The sequence below is a fragment of the Streptomyces sp. NPDC046881 genome, from assembly GCF_040645015.1.
GTDB lineage: Bacteria > Actinomycetota > Actinomycetes > Streptomycetales > Streptomycetaceae > Streptomyces.
Genome location: NZ_JBEYXJ010000110.1, coordinates 1 through 15,507 on the forward strand (window position 1 = coordinate 1; position 15,507 = coordinate 15,507).

Here is a 15,507-nt window from a genome sequence, read left to right on the forward strand (position 1 = left end):
CCGGAACCGCATAGTTCCGGCCACCCCGGCGGCACGTTTCTGCTGAGGCTGCTGAGTGCTTACGCGTCCTCGTGGGTGGCGACCGCGCGACGCGCGTCCGCGTCCAGGACGCCCCAGCTGATCAGCTGCTCGGTGAGGACCGAGGGGGACTGGTCGTAGATGACGGCGAGTGTGCGCAGGTCGTCCTGGCGGATGGAGAGCACCTTGCCGTTGTAGTCACCGCGCTGGGACTGGATCGTCGCCGCGTAGCGCTGCAGGGGGCCCGCCTTCTCGGCCGGCACGGTGGCCAGCCGCTCCAGGTCGAGGACCAGCTTCGGCGGCGGCTCGGCGGCGCCGCCCGGCGTGGTGCCCGGCAGGAGCTCCTGCACCGGAACGCCATAGAAATCGGCCAGCTCGGCCAGTCGCTGCACGGTCACGGCGCGGTCGCCGCGCTCGTACGAACCGACCACCACGGCCTTCCAGCGACCCTGGGACTTCTCCTCGACACCGTGGAGGGAAAGGCCCTGCTGGGTGCGGATGGCCCGGAGCTTGGCCCCGAGCTGTTTGGCGTATTCGCTGGACATATAGCTCCCCGGACACTGTGTCGACGCGACCGGACTGTCTTCCCGCCGCGCGGCTGGTAACTCACTGTGAGGTTACGCAGCGTGACTCTTGTGCGTCAAGCCGAATGGTCCACACCGACTCTTCCGTGGTAGTGGCGATCGGCTGGGCCAAGCGGGTGAAATCGGGGTGACGCGAGGATGCCGCGTGCGTGCCCGGGGGGTGGCTGAGGGCCGCCCCGGTGACCTGCTACGGTGGATGGCGCAATTCCGACGTCCTTTAAGGTCCGTCCCGTGAGGCGGAGAAGGAGGTCCGTTTCGTATGGACAAGCACGACTCGCCCGCGCAGCCGCACGCGTCCGATGCCCGGCCCGTTCTCGAGGGCCCCGACATCGCGCGGGTGCTGACCCGCATCGCCCACGAGATCGTCGAGCGCGCCAAGGGCGCCGACGACGTGGTGCTCCTCGGCATTCCGACCCGCGGCGTCTTCCTCGCCCAGCGGCTCGCCGCCAAGCTGGAGCAGATCACCGACCGCAAGGTCCCGGTCGGCTCGCTCGACATCACCATGTACCGCGACGACCTGCGCATGCACCCCCCGCGCGCGCTGGCCCGCACCGAGATCCCCGGTGACGGCATCGACGGCAAGCTGGTCGTCCTCGTCGACGACGTGCTCTTCTCCGGCCGCACCATCCGCGCCGCCCTCGACGCCCTGAACGACATCGGGCGTCCGCGCGCGGTGCAGCTCGCGGTCCTGGTCGACCGCGGCCACCGCGAACTGCCCATCCGCGCCGACTACGTCGGCAAGAACCTCCCCACGTCGCTGCGGGAGACGGTCAAGGTCCAGCTCGCCGAGGAGGACGGTCGCGACACCGTGCTGCTCGGTGTGAAGGCCGGCCAGTAGCAACCCGGGCGCCGGGCTGCTTCGGCATGCCCGCACACGCGCCGGTTTGCCGTACATCTCCTCACATGAACTGCCTTACGGAGCCTGACAGATGCAGCGTCATCTCATCTCGGCCGCCGACCTCACCCGCGACGACGCCGTCCTGATCCTCGACACCGCCGAGGAGATGGCCCGGGTGGCCGACCGGCCGATCAAGAAGCTGCCGACCCTGCGCGGCCGCACGATCGTCAACCTCTTCTTCGAGGACTCCACGCGTACCCGGATCTCCTTCGAGGCCGCCGAGAAGCGGCTGTCCGCGGACGTGATCAACTTCTCCGCCAAGGGCTCGTCGGTGTCCAAGGGCGAGTCCCTGAAGGACACCGCGCAGACCCTGGAGGCCATGGGCGTCGACGCCGTGGTCATCCGGCACGGCGCCTCCGGAGCCCCGTACCGCCTCGCCAACTCCGGCTGGGTCGACGCCGCCGTCATCAACGCCGGCGACGGCACCCACCAGCACCCCACCCAGGCGCTGCTGGACGCCTTCACCATGCGCCGCCGGCTGATCGGCCGCGACGCCGGACTCGGCCAGGACCTGTCCGGCAAGCGGATCACCATCGTCGGTGACGTCCTGCACAGCCGGGTCGCCCGCTCCAACGTCGACCTGCTGCACACCCTCGGCGCCGAGGTCACCCTCGTCGCCCCGCCCACCCTGGTGCCGGTCGGCGTCGAGTCCTGGCCGTGCGCGGTCTCGTACGACCTCGACAGCGCGCTGCCCAAGTGCGACGCCGTGATGATGCTCCGCGTCCAGCGCGAGCGCATGAACGCGGCCTTCTTCCCCACCGAGCGCGAGTACGCGCGGCGCTACGGCCTCGACGGCGACCGCATGGCCAAGCTGCCCGAGCACGCCGTCGTGATGCACCCCGGCCCGATGGTGCGCGGCATGGAGATCACCGCCGAGGTCGCCGACTCCGACCGCTGCACCGCCGTCGAGCAGGTCGCCAACGGCGTCTCCATCCGGATGGCCGTCCTGTACCTGCTGCTGGGCGGGAACGAGCCTGCCGTCACCCACTCTCGTACCGAGGAGAAGTAAGACACATGAGCAAGACCCTGATCCGTGGTGCGAAGGTGCTCGGCGGCGCGCCGCAGGACGTCCTGATCGACGGCGAGACCATCGCCGAGGTGGGCAGCGGCCTGTCCGCCGAGGGCGCCGAGGTGGTCGAGGCCGACGGCAAGGTGCTCCTGCCCGGCTTGGTCGACCTGCACACCCACCTGCGCGAGCCCGGCCGCGAGGACTCCGAGACCGTCCTCACCGGCACCCGCGCGGCGGCGAGCGGCGGCTACACGGCCGTGTTCGCCATGGCCAACACCTTCCCGGTCGCGGACACCGCCGGTGTGGTCGAGCAGGTCTGGCGGCTCGGCAGGGAGCACGGCTACTGCGACGTGCAGCCCATCGGCGCCGTCACCGTCGGCCTGGAGGGCAGGAAGCTCGCCGAGCTGGGCGCCATGCACGAGTCCGCCGCCGGCGTCACCGTCTTCTCCGACGACGGCAAGTGCGTGGACGACGCGGTGATCATGCGCCGCGCGCTGGAGTACGTGAAGGCCTTCGGCGGTGTCGTCGCCCAGCACGCGCAGGAACCGCGCCTCACCGAGGGCGCCCAGATGAACGAGGGCGTCGTCTCCGCCGAGCTGGGCCTGGGCGGCTGGCCGGCCGTCGCCGAGGAGTCGATCATCGCGCGGGACGTGCTGCTCGCCGACCACGTCGGCTCCCGCGTCCACATCTGCCACCTCTCGACCGCCGGCAGCGTCGAGATCGTCCGCTGGGCCAAGTCCCGCGGCATCCAGGTCACCGCCGAGGTCACCCCGCACCACCTCCTCCTCACGGATGAGCTGGTGCGCACCTACAACCCCGTCTACAAGGTCAACCCGCCGCTGCGCACCGAGCGCGACGTGCTGGCCCTGCGCGAGGCGCTCGCCGACGGCACGATCGACATCGTCGCCACCGACCACGCCCCGCACCCGCACGAGGACAAGGACTGCGAGTGGGCCGCCGCCGCCATGGGCATGGTCGGCCTGGAGACCGCGTTGTCAGTGGTCCAGGAGACCATGGTCGACACGGGCCTGCTGGACTGGGCCGGCGTCGCCGACCGCATGTCCGCCAAGCCCGCGCAGATCGGACAGGCCACCGGGCACGGCCGTCCCGTCTCGGCTGGTGAGCCCGCCAACCTCACCCTCGTCGACACGGCATACCGTGGCCGGGTGGACCCCGCGGGCTTCGCCTCGCGCAGCCGCAACACCCCCTACCAGGGACGCGAGCTGCCGGGCCGTGTGACGCACACGTGGCTGCGGGGCAAGGCCACGCTCGTCGACGGGAAGCTCACGTGACACCTGTAATCCTGCTGGCCGAGGCGAAGAAGTCGGCCGAGGTCACCGACTGGGGGGCCCGCATCGGCTGGCTCGTCGGACTGGCCCTGTTCATCGCGCTGGTCTACTGGCTGATGCGTGAGGGCTGGAAGTGGCGCGGCACCCTCCAGGGCGACATCCCGGCGCTGCCCACCGCGCCGGAGCAGCCCGGCGAGGCGAGACTGACGATGAGCGGCCGCTACCACGGCTCCACCACCGCCGGGCAGTGGCTGGACCGCATCGTGGCCCACGGCCTGGGCACCCGCAGCCGGGCCGAGCTCACCCTGACCGACGCGGGCCTGGAGGTCGAGCGCCCCGGAGCGACCGACTTCTTCGTCCCCACGGCCGCCCTGCGCGGCGCCCGCCTCGACAAGGGCATCGCCGGCAAGGTCCTCACCGAGGGCGGACTGCTGGTGGTGACCTGGGCACACGGCGACAAACTGATCGACTCCGGTTTCCGCTCCGACCGCGCGGCCGAGCACACCGAGTGGGTCGACACCCTGAACCACATGATCAACGACACGGAAGGCGCACGATGACGACCTCCACCAGGGGAAGCTCCTCCCAGAGGAACCAGGCGCTTCCCGCCGTACTCGTCCTGGAGGACGGCCGCATCTTCCGCGGCCGCGCCTACGGGGCCGTGGGGGAGACCTTCGGCGAGGCCGTGTTCTCCACCGGCATGACCGGCTACCAGGAGACCCTCACCGACCCGTCGTACGACCGCCAGATCGTCGTCGCGACCGCCCCGCAGATCGGCAACACGGGCTGGAACGACGAGGACGACGAGTCGAGTCGCATCTGGGTCTCCGGCTACGTCGTGCGCGACCCCGCGCGCGTGCCGTCCAACTGGCGGGCCAAGCGCTCCCTGGACGACGAGCTGGAGCGGCAGGGCGTCGTCGGCATCTCCGGCATCGACACCCGGGCCCTGACCCGCCACCTGCGCGAGCGCGGCTCCATGCGCGCCGGCATCTTCTCCGGCGAGGCGATCGCGCCCGAGGCGGAGCTGCTGGAGCGCGTGCAGGCCCAGCCGCACATGAAGGGCGCGAGCCTCTACGAGGAGGTCGCGACCAAGGAGGCGTACGTCGTCCCGGCCGTCGGCGAGAAGCGGTTCACGGTCGCCGCCATCGACCTCGGCATCAAGGGCATGACCCCCCACCGCATGGCCGAGCGCGGCATCGAGGTGCACGTCCTGCCCGCCACCGCCACGGCCGACGACGTCTACGCCGTCAACCCGGACGGTGTCTTCTTCTCCAACGGCCCGGGCGACCCGGCCACCGCCGACGGCCCGGTCGCGCTGATGACCGCCGTCCTGGAGCGCAGGACGCCCCTGTTCGGCATCTGCTTCGGCAACCAGATCCTCGGCCGCGCCCTCGGCTTCGGCACCTACAAGCTGAAGTACGGCCACCGGGGCATCAACCAGCCGGTCCAGGACCGTACGACCGGCAAGGTCGAGGTCACCGCGCACAACCACGGCTTCGCCGTGGACGCGCCGCTCGACAAGGTCAGCGAGACGAAGTTCGGCCGTGCCGAGGTCTCGCACGTCTGCCTGAACGACGACGTCGTGGAGGGGCTGCAGCTGCTCGACCAGCCGGCCTTCTCCGTGCAGTACCACCCCGAAGCGGCAGCCGGTCCGCACGACGCCGCCTACCTCTTCGACCGCTTCGTTTCCCTGATGGAGGGCCAGCGTGCCTAAGCGCACCGATATCCAGTCCGTCCTGGTCATCGGCTCCGGCCCGATCGTCATCGGCCAGGCCGCCGAGTTCGACTACTCCGGCACCCAGGCGTGCCGCGTGCTCAAGGCCGAAGGCCTGCGCGTCATCCTCGTCAACTCCAACCCGGCGACGATCATGACCGACCCGGAGATCGCCGACGCCACCTACGTCGAGCCGATCACGCCCGAGTTCGTCGAGAAGATCATCGCCAAGGAGCGGCCCGACGCCCTGCTGCCCACCCTGGGCGGCCAGACGGCCCTGAACACCGCCATCTCGCTGCACGAGAACGGAGCCCTCGCCAAGTACGGCGTGGAGCTGATCGGCGCCAAGCCCGAGGCGATCCACAAGGGCGAGGACCGCGACCTGTTCAAGGAGGTCGTGGAGGAGGTCCGCAGGAAGATCGGCCACGGCGAGTCCGCCCGCTCGGTCATCTGCCACTCCATGGACGACGTCCTCAAGGGCGTCGAGACCCTCGGCGGCTACCCGGTCGTCGTCCGCCCCTCCTTCACCATGGGCGGCGCCGGCTCCGGCTTCGCCCACGACGAGGAGGAGCTGCGCCGCATCGCCGGCCAGGGCCTCACCCTCTCCCCGACCACCGAGGTGCTCCTGGAGGAGTCCATCCTCGGCTGGAAGGAGTACGAGCTGGAGCTGATGCGCGACAAGCACGACAACGTCGTGGTCGTCTGCTCCATCGAGAACTTCGACCCGATGGGCGTGCACACCGGTGACTCCATCACCGTCGCGCCCGCGATGACGCTCACCGACCGCGAGTACCAGATCCTGCGTGACATCGGCATCGCCGTCATCCGCGAGGTCGGCGTCGACACCGGTGGCTGCAACATCCAGTTTGCGGTGAACCCCGAGGACGGTCGAGTGATCGTCATCGAGATGAACCCGCGCGTGTCGCGGTCCTCCGCGCTCGCCTCCAAGGCGACCGGCTTCCCGATCGCCAAGATCGCCGCCAAGCTGGCCGTCGGCTACACGCTGGACGAGATCCCGAACGACATCACGCAGGAGACCCCGGCCTCCTTCGAGCCCACGCTCGACTACGTGGTCGTCAAGGCCCCGCGGTTCGCCTTCGAGAAGTTCCCGCAGGCCGACTCCACGCTGACCACCACCATGAAGTCGGTCGGCGAGGCCATGGCCATCGGCCGCAACTTCCCCGAGGCCTTCCAGAAGGCGCTGCGCTCCCTGGAGAAGAAGGGCAGCCAGTTCACCTTCGTCGGCGAGCCCGGCGACAAGGAGACCCTGCTGCGCGAGGCCGTACGGCCCACCGACGGCCGGATCAACACGGTCATGCAGGCCATCCGCGCGGGTGCCACCCCCGAGGAGGTCTTCGAGTACACGAAGATCGACCCGTGGTTCGTCGACCAGCTCTTCCTGATCAAGGAGATCGCCGACGAGCTGGCCGAGGCGCCCGAGCTGACCCGCGAGCTGCTCGCCGAGGCCAAGCGGCACGGCTTCTCCGACCAGCAGATCGCCGAGATCCGTGGCCTGCGCGAGGACGTCGTCCGCGAAGTCCGGCACGCGCTCGGCATCCGCCCGGTCTACAAGACGGTCGACACCTGCGCCGCCGAGTTCGCCGCGAAGACGCCGTACTTCTACTCCTCCTACGACGAGGAGACCGAGGTCGCCCGGCGCGAGAAGCCCGCGGTGCTCATCCTGGGCTCCGGCCCGAACCGCATCGGCCAGGGCATCGAGTTCGACTACTCCTGCGTCCACGCCTCCTTCGCGCTGTCCGACGCCGGGTACGAGACCGTGATGGTCAACTGCAACCCGGAGACCGTCTCCACGGACTACGACACCTCCGACCGCCTGTACTTCGAGCCGCTGACGCTGGAAGACGTGCTGGAGATCGTCCACGCCGAGCAGCAGGCCGGCCCGCTCGCAGGCGTGATCGTGCAGCTGGGCGGCCAGACCCCGCTCGGCCTCTCGCAGGCCCTGAAGGACAACGGCGTGCCGATCGTGGGCACGTCCCCCGAGGCCATCCACGCGGCCGAGGACCGGGGCGCCTTCGGCCGGGTCCTCGCGGAGGCGGGCCTGCCGGCGCCGAAGCACGGCACGGCCACCACCTTCGAGGAGGCCAAGACCATCGCCGACGAGATCGGCTACCCGGTCCTGGTCCGGCCCTCGTACGTCCTCGGCGGCCGCGGTATGGAGATCGTCTACGACGAGACCCGCCTCGCCTCCTACATCGCCGAGTCGACCGAGATCAGCCCCTCCCGGCCGGTCCTCGTCGACCGCTTCCTGGACGACGCGATCGAGATCGACGTCGACGCCCTCTACGACGGCGAGGAGCTGTACCTCGGCGGCGTCATGGAGCACATCGAGGAGGCCGGCATCCACTCCGGCGACTCGGCGTGCGCCCTGCCCCCGATCACCCTCGGCGGCTTCGACATCAAGCGCCTGCGCGCCTCCACGGAGGCCATCGCCAAGGGCGTCGGCGTGCGCGGCCTGATCAACATCCAGTTCGCGATGGCCGGCGACATCCTCTACGTCCTGGAGGCCAACCCGCGCGCCTCCCGTACGGTGCCCTTCACCTCCAAGGCGACCGCGGTGCCGCTCGCGAAGGCCGCCGCCCGCATCTCGCTGGGCGCGACCATCGCCGAGCTGCGCGCCGAGGGCCTGCTGCCGCAGAACGGCGACGGCGGCGAGCTGCCGCTGGACGCGCCGATCTCGGTCAAGGAGGCCGTCATGCCGTGGTCGCGCTTCCGCGACATCCACGGCCGCGGTGTGGACACCGTCCTCGGCCCGGAGATGCGCTCGACCGGCGAGGTCATGGGCATCGACTCCGTCTTCGGCACGGCGTACGCCAAGTCGCAGGCGGGCGCCTACGGCCCGCTGCCCACCAAGGGCCGCGCGTTCATCTCGGTCGCCAACCGCGACAAGCGCTCGATGATCTTCCCGGCGCGCGAGCTGGTCGCCCACGGCTTCGAGCTGCTGGCCACCTCCGGCACCGCCGAGGTCCTCAAGCGCAACGGCATCAACGCCACGGTCGTGCGCAAGCAGTCCGAGGGCACCGGCCCGAACGGCGAGCGGACCATCGTCCAGCTGATCCACGACGGCGAGGTCGACCTCATCGTCAACACCCCGTACGGCACCGGCGGCCGCCTCGACGGCTACGACATCCGTACGGCCGCGGTGGCCCGCTCCGTGCCCTGCCTGACGACCGTCCAGGCGCTCGCGGCGGCGGTCCAGGGCATCGACGCCCTCAACCACGGTGACGTGGGCGTCCGTTCGCTCCAGGAACACGCGGCCCACCTGACCGCGGCCCGCGACTAGCAGCCCCGAGGGGGACACCGGAAACGGTGTCCCCCTTTTCACGAGGACACCATGTACTCCATCTTCTTCAAGCTGGTCTTCCAGCGCATGGACCCCGAGAAGGCCCACTACCTGGCCTTCCGCTGGATCCGCCTCGCCGCCCGCGTCCCCGTGCTGCGGACCTTCGTCGCGGCCGCCCTGGCGCCCCGCTACAAGGAGCTGCGCACGGAGGCCTTCGGGCTGCGCATGCACGGCCCCTTCGGGCTCGCCGCCGGCTTCGACAAGAACGCCGTCGCCATCGACGGCATGTCGATGCTTGGCTTCGACCACGTCGAGATCGGCACGGTGACGGGCGAGCCGCAGCCCGGCAACCCCAGGAAGCGGCTGTTCCGCCTGGTCGCGGACCGAGCTCTGATCAACCGCATGGGCTTCAACAACGACGGCTCCCTCACCGTGGCGGCCCGCCTGGCCACCCGCGAGCCGGTCTTCCGGACCGTGGTCGGCGTCAACATCGGCAAGACGAAGGTCGTCCCGGAGGCGGAGGCCGTCGCCGACTACGTGAAGTCCGCCGAGCGCCTCGCGCCGTACGCCGACTACCTGGTCGTCAACGTCTCCTCCCCGAACACCCCCGGCCTGCGCAACCTCCAGGCGGTGGACCACCTCCGTCCGCTGCTCACCGCCGTGCGCGAGGCCGCCGACCGCACGGTCGCGAACCGCCGCGTGCCGCTGCTGGTGAAGATCGCCCCCGACCTCGCCGACGAGGACGTCGACGCGGTCGCCGACCTCGCCGTGGAACTGGGCCTGGACGGCATCATCGCCACCAACACCACCATCGCGCGCGAGGGCCTCGGCCTGCGGTCCTCCGCCGCGCTGGTCAAGGAGACCGGCGGCCTGTCCGGTGCCCCGCTCAAGGAGCGCTCCCTGGAGGTCCTGCGCCGCCTGTACGCGCGCGTGGGCGACCGGATCACCCTGGTGGGCGTCGGCGGCATCGAGACCGCCGAGGACGCCTGGCAGCGCATCCTGGCCGGTGCCACGCTGGTCCAGGGCTACAGCGCCTTCATCTACGAGGGCCCCTTCTGGTGCCGGGCCGTCCACAAGGGGCTCGCCGCCCGACTGCGCACCAGCCCGTACGCCACCCTCGCCGACGCGGTCGGCGCCGACGTGAGGAAGCCCGCATGAGTCCGCTGGAGCCCTTCGGCGCCCGGCTGCGCCGCGCCATGGACGAGCGCGGCCCGCTGTGCGTGGGCATCGACCCGCACGCCTCCCTGCTCGCCGAGTGGGGCCTGGACGACGACGTGGCCGGTCTGGAGCGGTTCAGCCGCACGGTCGTCGAGGCCGTGGCCGACCGGGTGGCGGTCCTGAAGCCGCAGAGTGCCTTCTTCGAGCGGTTCGGCTCGCGCGGCCTCGCCGTCCTGGAGAAGTCGGTCCAGGAGGCGCGGGCGGCCGGTGCCCTGGTCGTGATGGACGCCAAGCGCGGCGACATCGGCTCGACCATGGCCGCCTACGCCGAGTCGTTCCTGCACCCGGACGCCCCGCTGTTCTCCGACGCCCTGACCGTCTCGCCGTACCTCGGCTACGGCTCGCTCAGCCCGGCCGTCGCGCTGGCCCGGGAGAGCGGCGCGGGCCTGTTCGTGCTGGCGCTGACCTCGAACCCGGAGGGCGGCGAGGTGCAGCACGCCGTGCGCGCCGACGGCCGGAGCGTCGGGGCGACCATGCTGGCCCACCTGGCGGCCGAGAACGCGGGGGAGGAGCCGCTGGGCTCCTTCGGCGCGGTCGTCGGCGCCACGCTCGGCGACCTGTCCAGGTACGACCTCGACATCAACGGACCGCTCCTCGCGCCGGGCATCGGGGCGCAGGGCGCGACGCCGGCCGATCTTCCCGGGGTCTTCGGGGCGGCCGTCCGGAACGTCGTGCCGAACGTCAGCCGGGGTGTTCTGCGTCACGGTCCCGACGTCAGCGCGCTGCGCGGGGCCGCCGAGCGGTTCGCGACCGAGATCCAGGCGGCCGTCGCCGGGGTCTGAGCCCCGGCTGGGTGCTCGACGGAGCGGGATCCCGCCGACTTGAGTGTGAATACATCCTCAAATCGAGGGCAGTATGTCTGAAATGTCCGGCCTGACGGAGGCTGACCAGGACTTTTCCGCTGTTCTCGCTGACTCTGGCGGACTTGCCCGCTAGTCTCCGAGCAGTGGGGGCACCTCCCACGCCGTTCAGGCAGTGGGGGAGAGCGGGCAGCGTGTTGCTCGTAGCTCCCCAGGTGTGGGGCGACTAGGTTCCTCACCGGTCCGTATCCGACAGTTCGACATCCGAGGTGACGTAGGCGTGGCTCTTCCGCCCCTTACCCCTGAACAGCGCGCAGCCGCGCTCGAAAAGGCCGCCGCGGCTCGCCGGGAGCGGGCCGAGGTCAAGAATCGACTCAAGCACTCCGGCGCCTCCCTGCACGAGGTCATCAAGCAGGGCCAGGAAAACGACGTCATCGGCAAGATGAAGGTCTCCGCCCTCCTTGAGTCGCTGCCGGGCGTGGGCAAGGTCCGCGCCAAGCAGATCATGGAGCGTCTGGGTATCTCCGAGAGCCGCCGCGTGCGCGGTCTCGGTTCGAACCAGATCGCTTCCCTGGAGCGTGAGTTCGGCAGCACCGGCTCCTGAGTCCGCCTCCCGGCGGGCAGGGAGTCCCGGGCACCCCGGGATTGCTGGAATAATCGCTGCATGAGTGAACGTCCGCGGCTGACCGTGCTCTCCGGCCCCTCGGGGGTCGGCAAGAGCACGGTCGTCGCCCATATGCGCAAGGAACACCCCGAGGTCTGGCTCTCGGTGTCGGCGACCACCCGCAAGCCGCGCCCCGGTGAGCAGCAGGGAGTCCACTACTTCTTCGTCACCGACGAGGAGATGGACAAGCTGATCGCCAACGGCGAGCTGCTGGAATGGGCCGAGTTCGCCGGCAACCGCTACGGCACGCCCCGCGCGGCCGTGCAGGAGCGGCTGGAGAACGGCGAACCCGTCCTGCTGGAGATCGACCTCCAGGGTGCCCGGCAGGTCCGCGAGTCCCTGTCCGACGCCCAGCTGGTGTTCCTGGCTCCGCCCTCCTGGGAGGAGCTCGTGCGCAGGCTGACCGGCCGGGGGACCGAGCCGCCGGAGGTCATCGAGCGCCGCCTGGCGGCGGCGCGGACCGAGCTGGCGGCCGAGCCGGAGTTCGATGTGACCTTGGTCAACACCTCCGTCGAGGACGTGGCCCGCGAGCTGCTAGCCTTGATGGACGTTGTGTGATCGTGATTGTGATCACGATGTCTGATTCTTTTCCATCCATCGGAAGGTAGAGCGTGTCCTCTTCCATCACCGCGCCCGAGGGCATCATCAACCCGCCGATCGACGAGCTTCTTGAGGCGACCGACTCGAAGTACAGCCTCGTGATCTACGCGGCCAAGCGTGCCCGCCAGATCAACGCGTACTACTCGCAGCTCGGTGAGGGCCTCCTTGAGTACGTCGGTCCGCTCGTCGACACCCACGTCCACGAGAAGCCGCTCTCGATCGCCCTGCGCGAGATCAACGCCGGTCTGCTGACCTCCGAGGCCGTCGAGGGCCCGGCGCAGTAGTACTCGCAGTCGTATTTTCTGATTGCGATCGACTTATCCACAGGCCCGGCAGTCATACTGCCGGGCCTGTGGTGTGTCATGGGTGTTGCAGATTCTCGAAGGCGAGGAGCCATGGTGGACAAGCCGAAGATCGTGCTGGGGGTCAGCGGTGGCATCGCCGCCTACAAGGCCTGTGAGCTGCTGAGAAGGTTCACGGAGTCGGGCCACGACGTCCGCGTGGTGCCCACCGCCTCCGCGCTGCACTTCGTCGGCGCCGCCACCTGGTCCGCCCTCTCCGGCCACCGGGTCTCGACCGAGGTCTGGGACGACGTCCACGAGGTCCCGCACGTCCGCATCGGCCAGCACGCCGACCTGGTGGTGGTGGCCCCGGCCACCGCCGACATGCTCGCCAAGGCCGCCCACGGCCTCGCCGACGACCTGCTGACCAACACCCTGCTCACCGCCCGCTGTCCGGTCGTCTTCGCCCCGGCCATGCACACCGAGATGTGGGAGCACCCGGCCACCCAGGAGAACGTGGCCACGCTGCGCCGCCGCGGCGCCGTCGTCGTCGAGCCGGCCGTCGGCCGCCTCACCGGCGTCGACACCGGCAAGGGCCGGCTGCCCGATCCGGCGGAGATCTTCGAGGTGTGCCGCCGGGTGCTGGCCCGCGGCGTCGCCGAGCCCGACCTCGCGGGCCGGCACGTCGTGGTCTCCGCCGGCGGCACCCGCGAGCCCCTCGACCCGGTCCGCTTCCTCGGCAACCGCTCCTCCGGCAAGCAGGGCTACGCGCTCGCCCGCACCGCCGCCGCCCGCGGCGCCCGGGTGACATTGGTCTCGGCCAACACCGGCCTGCCCGACCCGGCGGGGGTGGACGTCGTCCGCGTCGGCACCGCCGTCCAGCTGCGCGAGGCCGTCCTGAAGGCCGCCGCGGACGCGGACGCCGTGGTCATGGCCGCCGCCGTCGCCGACTTCCGCCCGGCCGCCTACGCCGCCGGGAAGATCAAGAAGAAGGACGGCCAGGACCCCGACCCGATCGTCCTGGTGCGGAATCCGGACATCCTCGCGGAGATCTCCGCCGACCGCGCCCGCCCCGGACAGGTGATCGTCGGCTTCGCCGCCGAGACCGACGACGTCCTCGCCAACGGCCGCACCAAGCTCGCCCGCAAGGGCTGCGACCTCCTCGTGGTCAACGAGGTGGGGGAGCGCAAGACCTTCGGCGCGGAGGAGAACGAGGCCGTCGTGCTGGGTGCCGACGGCAGCGAGACCCCGGTGCCGCACGGCCCCAAGGAAGCCCTCGCCGACACCGTCTGGGACCTGGTCGTACGACGACTGGGCTAAGCCTGCCTCCGGCGAACGGGGGAACTCGGGATCGGGTTCACGCCACGCCCGAATCGGGTGTGGCGACCCTGGCCAAGGCCGCTCGCCATTGTGCAGAATGCCCGTGCCGCAGGTCACAGCGCTCCCGAGAGGCGAGACGGTGGCCAGCCGACCGAGTGCGCCCGATAAACTGTTCACGGTCGACGCCAGGCGCAGCCCCGCGTCGACCGCAAATGATCAGCCAGCAGCCGCTGCAACCACAGGGAGCGTTGTGTCCCGTCGCCTGTTCACCTCGGAGTCCGTGACCGAGGGTCACCCCGACAAGATCGCTGACCAGATCAGCGACACCATTCTTGACGCGCTCCTGCGCGAGGACCCGACCTCCCGGGTCGCCGTGGAGACGCTGATCACCACCGGCCTGGTGCATGTGGCCGGCGAGGTGACGACCAAGGCCTACGCGGACATCGCGACCCTCGTCCGCAGCAAGATCCTGGAGATCGGCTACGACTCCTCCAAGAAGGGCTTCGACGGCGCCTCCTGCGGTGTCTCGGTGTCCATCGGCGCGCAGTCCCCGGACATCGCGCAGGGTGTCGACGCGGCGTACGAGGCCCGGGTCGAGGGCGACGACGACGAACTGGACAAGCAGGGCGCGGGCGACCAGGGCCTGATGTTCGGCTACGCGTCCGACGAGACGCCCACCCTGATGCCGCTGCCGATCTTCCTGGCGCACCGGCTGTCCAAGCGCCTCTCCGAGGTCCGCAAGAACGGCACCATCCCCTACCTGCGCCCCGACGGCAAGACGCAGGTCACCATCGAGTACGACGGCGACAAGGCCGTCCGCCTCGACACGGTGGTCGTCTCCTCCCAGCACGCCTCCGACATCGACCTGGAGTCGCTGCTCGCCCCCGACATCCGCGAGTTCGTCGTGGAGCCGGAGCTGAAGGCGCTCCTGGACGAGGGCATCAAGCTGGACACCGAGGGCTACCGCCTGCTGGTCAACCCGACCGGCCGTTTCGAGATCGGCGGCCCGATGGGCGACGCCGGCCTGACCGGCCGCAAGATCATCATCGACACCTACGGCGGCATGGCCCGCCACGGCGGCGGCGCCTTCTCCGGCAAGGACCCGTCCAAGGTCGACCGCTCGGCGGCCTACGCCATGCGCTGGGTGGCCAAGAACGTCGTGGCGGCCGGCCTGGCCTCCCGCTGCGAGGTCCAGGTCGCCTACGCGATCGGCAAGGCCGAGCCCGTCGGGCTCTTCGTGGAGACCTTCGGCACCCACAAGATCGACCCCGAGAAGATCGAGAAGGCGATCGACGAGGTCTTCGACCTCCGTCCGGCCGCGATCATCCGCGACCTCGACCTGCTCCGCCCGATCTACTCCCAGACGGCGGCCTACGGCCACTTCGGCCGCGAGCTGCCCGACTTCACCTGGGAGCGCACGGACCGCGTGGACGCCCTGCGCGCCGCCGCGGGCCTGTAACCCGCGCCCGCCCGTTCACCGAGGCCCGGCCCCCCGCGGGGGAGCCGGGCCTCGGCGCGTTCCCGGAGCAGCCGGCCGCCGCCGGACGGATGCGGCGCCGGGCCGCCACGTCCCGCGCCGGGCCGTCGAACGCGACCAGGACAGCAGATGCCGGGGGACCCGGCCGCGGGCTCCTCGGGATCGTCCCCGTCGAGGCGGACGACGGCCTCCCCGCCCGGGAACCCCGCCACCGTGCCGTGCGCCACCTCGATGACGGCGCCGAGCCCAGGCCCGGACGGTTCCGGCGGGCGGCGGCGGGGAGCGGGTGTCCGGCCGTCCGGCGTCGTTGTCGGTGCCGTTTGGTAAGAATGCA

14 protein-coding genes are annotated in these 15,507 nt (G+C 70.7%); 13 read left to right on the forward strand and 1 reads right to left on the reverse strand.

What is annotated here, in order from left to right; genetic code table 11:
- Positions 1-59: 59 nt before the first annotated feature.
- Positions 60-563 carry a transcriptional regulator BldD gene (gene bldD, locus ABZ923_RS34060; protein ID WP_020938842.1) on the reverse strand — a complete coding sequence of 168 codons (504 nt, stop codon included), beginning with the start codon at positions 561-563 and terminating at the stop codon, positions 60-62.
- A 298-nt stretch (positions 564-861) separates the two neighbouring features.
- On the opposite strand from bldD, the gene pyrR reads away from it, so the two are divergent.
- From pyrR to metK, 13 genes are all read left to right on the forward strand, one after another.
- Complete coding sequence (gene pyrR / locus ABZ923_RS34065) at positions 862-1,440, forward strand: bifunctional pyr operon transcriptional regulator/uracil phosphoribosyltransferase PyrR (RefSeq protein WP_361479769.1); 579 nt, start codon at positions 862-864, stop codon at positions 1,438-1,440.
- Positions 1,441-1,531: 91 nt separating this feature from the next.
- Positions 1,532-2,509, forward strand: coding sequence for an aspartate carbamoyltransferase catalytic subunit (locus ABZ923_RS34070; protein ID WP_361479772.1), 978 nt, complete (start codon positions 1,532-1,534; stop codon positions 2,507-2,509).
- Between the two features lie 5 nt (positions 2,510-2,514).
- On the forward strand, positions 2,515-3,801 hold the full coding sequence (locus ABZ923_RS34075) for a dihydroorotase (RefSeq protein ID WP_361479775.1): 1,287 nt from the start codon (positions 2,515-2,517) through the stop codon (positions 3,799-3,801).
- The gene (locus ABZ923_RS34080) at positions 3,798-4,358 is read left to right on the forward strand and encodes a hypothetical protein (RefSeq protein ID WP_361479778.1); all 561 of its coding nucleotides are present in this window, start codon (positions 3,798-3,800) and stop codon (positions 4,356-4,358) included. Before ABZ923_RS34075 ends, ABZ923_RS34080 begins: the two co-directional genes overlap by 4 nt.
- On the forward strand, positions 4,355-5,512 hold the full coding sequence (carA, locus tag ABZ923_RS34085) for a glutamine-hydrolyzing carbamoyl-phosphate synthase small subunit (RefSeq protein ID WP_361479781.1): 1,158 nt from the start codon (positions 4,355-4,357) through the stop codon (positions 5,510-5,512). Before ABZ923_RS34080 ends, carA begins: the two co-directional genes overlap by 4 nt.
- Entirely contained in the window at positions 5,505-8,813 is a 3,309-nt protein-coding gene (gene carB / locus ABZ923_RS34090) for a carbamoyl-phosphate synthase large subunit (RefSeq protein ID WP_361479784.1), read from the forward strand. Before carA ends, carB begins: the two co-directional genes overlap by 8 nt.
- Before the next feature lie 51 nt (positions 8,814-8,864).
- Complete coding sequence (locus ABZ923_RS34095) at positions 8,865-9,971, forward strand: quinone-dependent dihydroorotate dehydrogenase (RefSeq protein ID WP_361479787.1); 1,107 nt, start codon at positions 8,865-8,867, stop codon at positions 9,969-9,971.
- The gene (gene pyrF, locus ABZ923_RS34100; RefSeq protein ID WP_361479790.1) at positions 9,968-10,813 is read left to right on the forward strand and encodes an orotidine-5'-phosphate decarboxylase; all 846 of its coding nucleotides are present in this window, start codon (positions 9,968-9,970) and stop codon (positions 10,811-10,813) included. The genes ABZ923_RS34095 and pyrF overlap by 4 nt, the downstream gene beginning before the upstream one ends.
- Before the next feature lie 298 nt (positions 10,814-11,111).
- Positions 11,112-11,435 carry an integration host factor gene (locus ABZ923_RS34105; protein WP_003977346.1) on the forward strand — a complete coding sequence of 108 codons (324 nt, stop codon included), beginning with the start codon at positions 11,112-11,114 and terminating at the stop codon, positions 11,433-11,435.
- Between the two features lie 60 nt (positions 11,436-11,495).
- On the forward strand, positions 11,496-12,053 hold the full coding sequence (gmk, locus tag ABZ923_RS34110) for a guanylate kinase (protein WP_361479792.1): 558 nt from the start codon (positions 11,496-11,498) through the stop codon (positions 12,051-12,053).
- A 53-nt stretch (positions 12,054-12,106) separates the two neighbouring features.
- A complete protein-coding gene (gene rpoZ / locus ABZ923_RS34115; protein WP_003982715.1) occupies positions 12,107-12,379 on the forward strand; it encodes a DNA-directed RNA polymerase subunit omega in 273 nt (90 codons plus the stop codon).
- A 114-nt stretch (positions 12,380-12,493) separates the two neighbouring features.
- Positions 12,494-13,696, forward strand: a complete 1,203-nt coding sequence (gene coaBC, locus ABZ923_RS34120; protein WP_361479830.1) for a bifunctional phosphopantothenoylcysteine decarboxylase/phosphopantothenate--cysteine ligase CoaBC — start codon at positions 12,494-12,496, stop codon at positions 13,694-13,696.
- A gap of 250 nt (positions 13,697-13,946) precedes the next feature.
- Positions 13,947-15,155 carry a methionine adenosyltransferase gene (gene metK, locus ABZ923_RS34125; protein WP_361479795.1) on the forward strand — a complete coding sequence of 403 codons (1,209 nt, stop codon included), beginning with the start codon at positions 13,947-13,949 and terminating at the stop codon, positions 15,153-15,155.
- Positions 15,156-15,507: the final 352 nt, after the last annotated feature.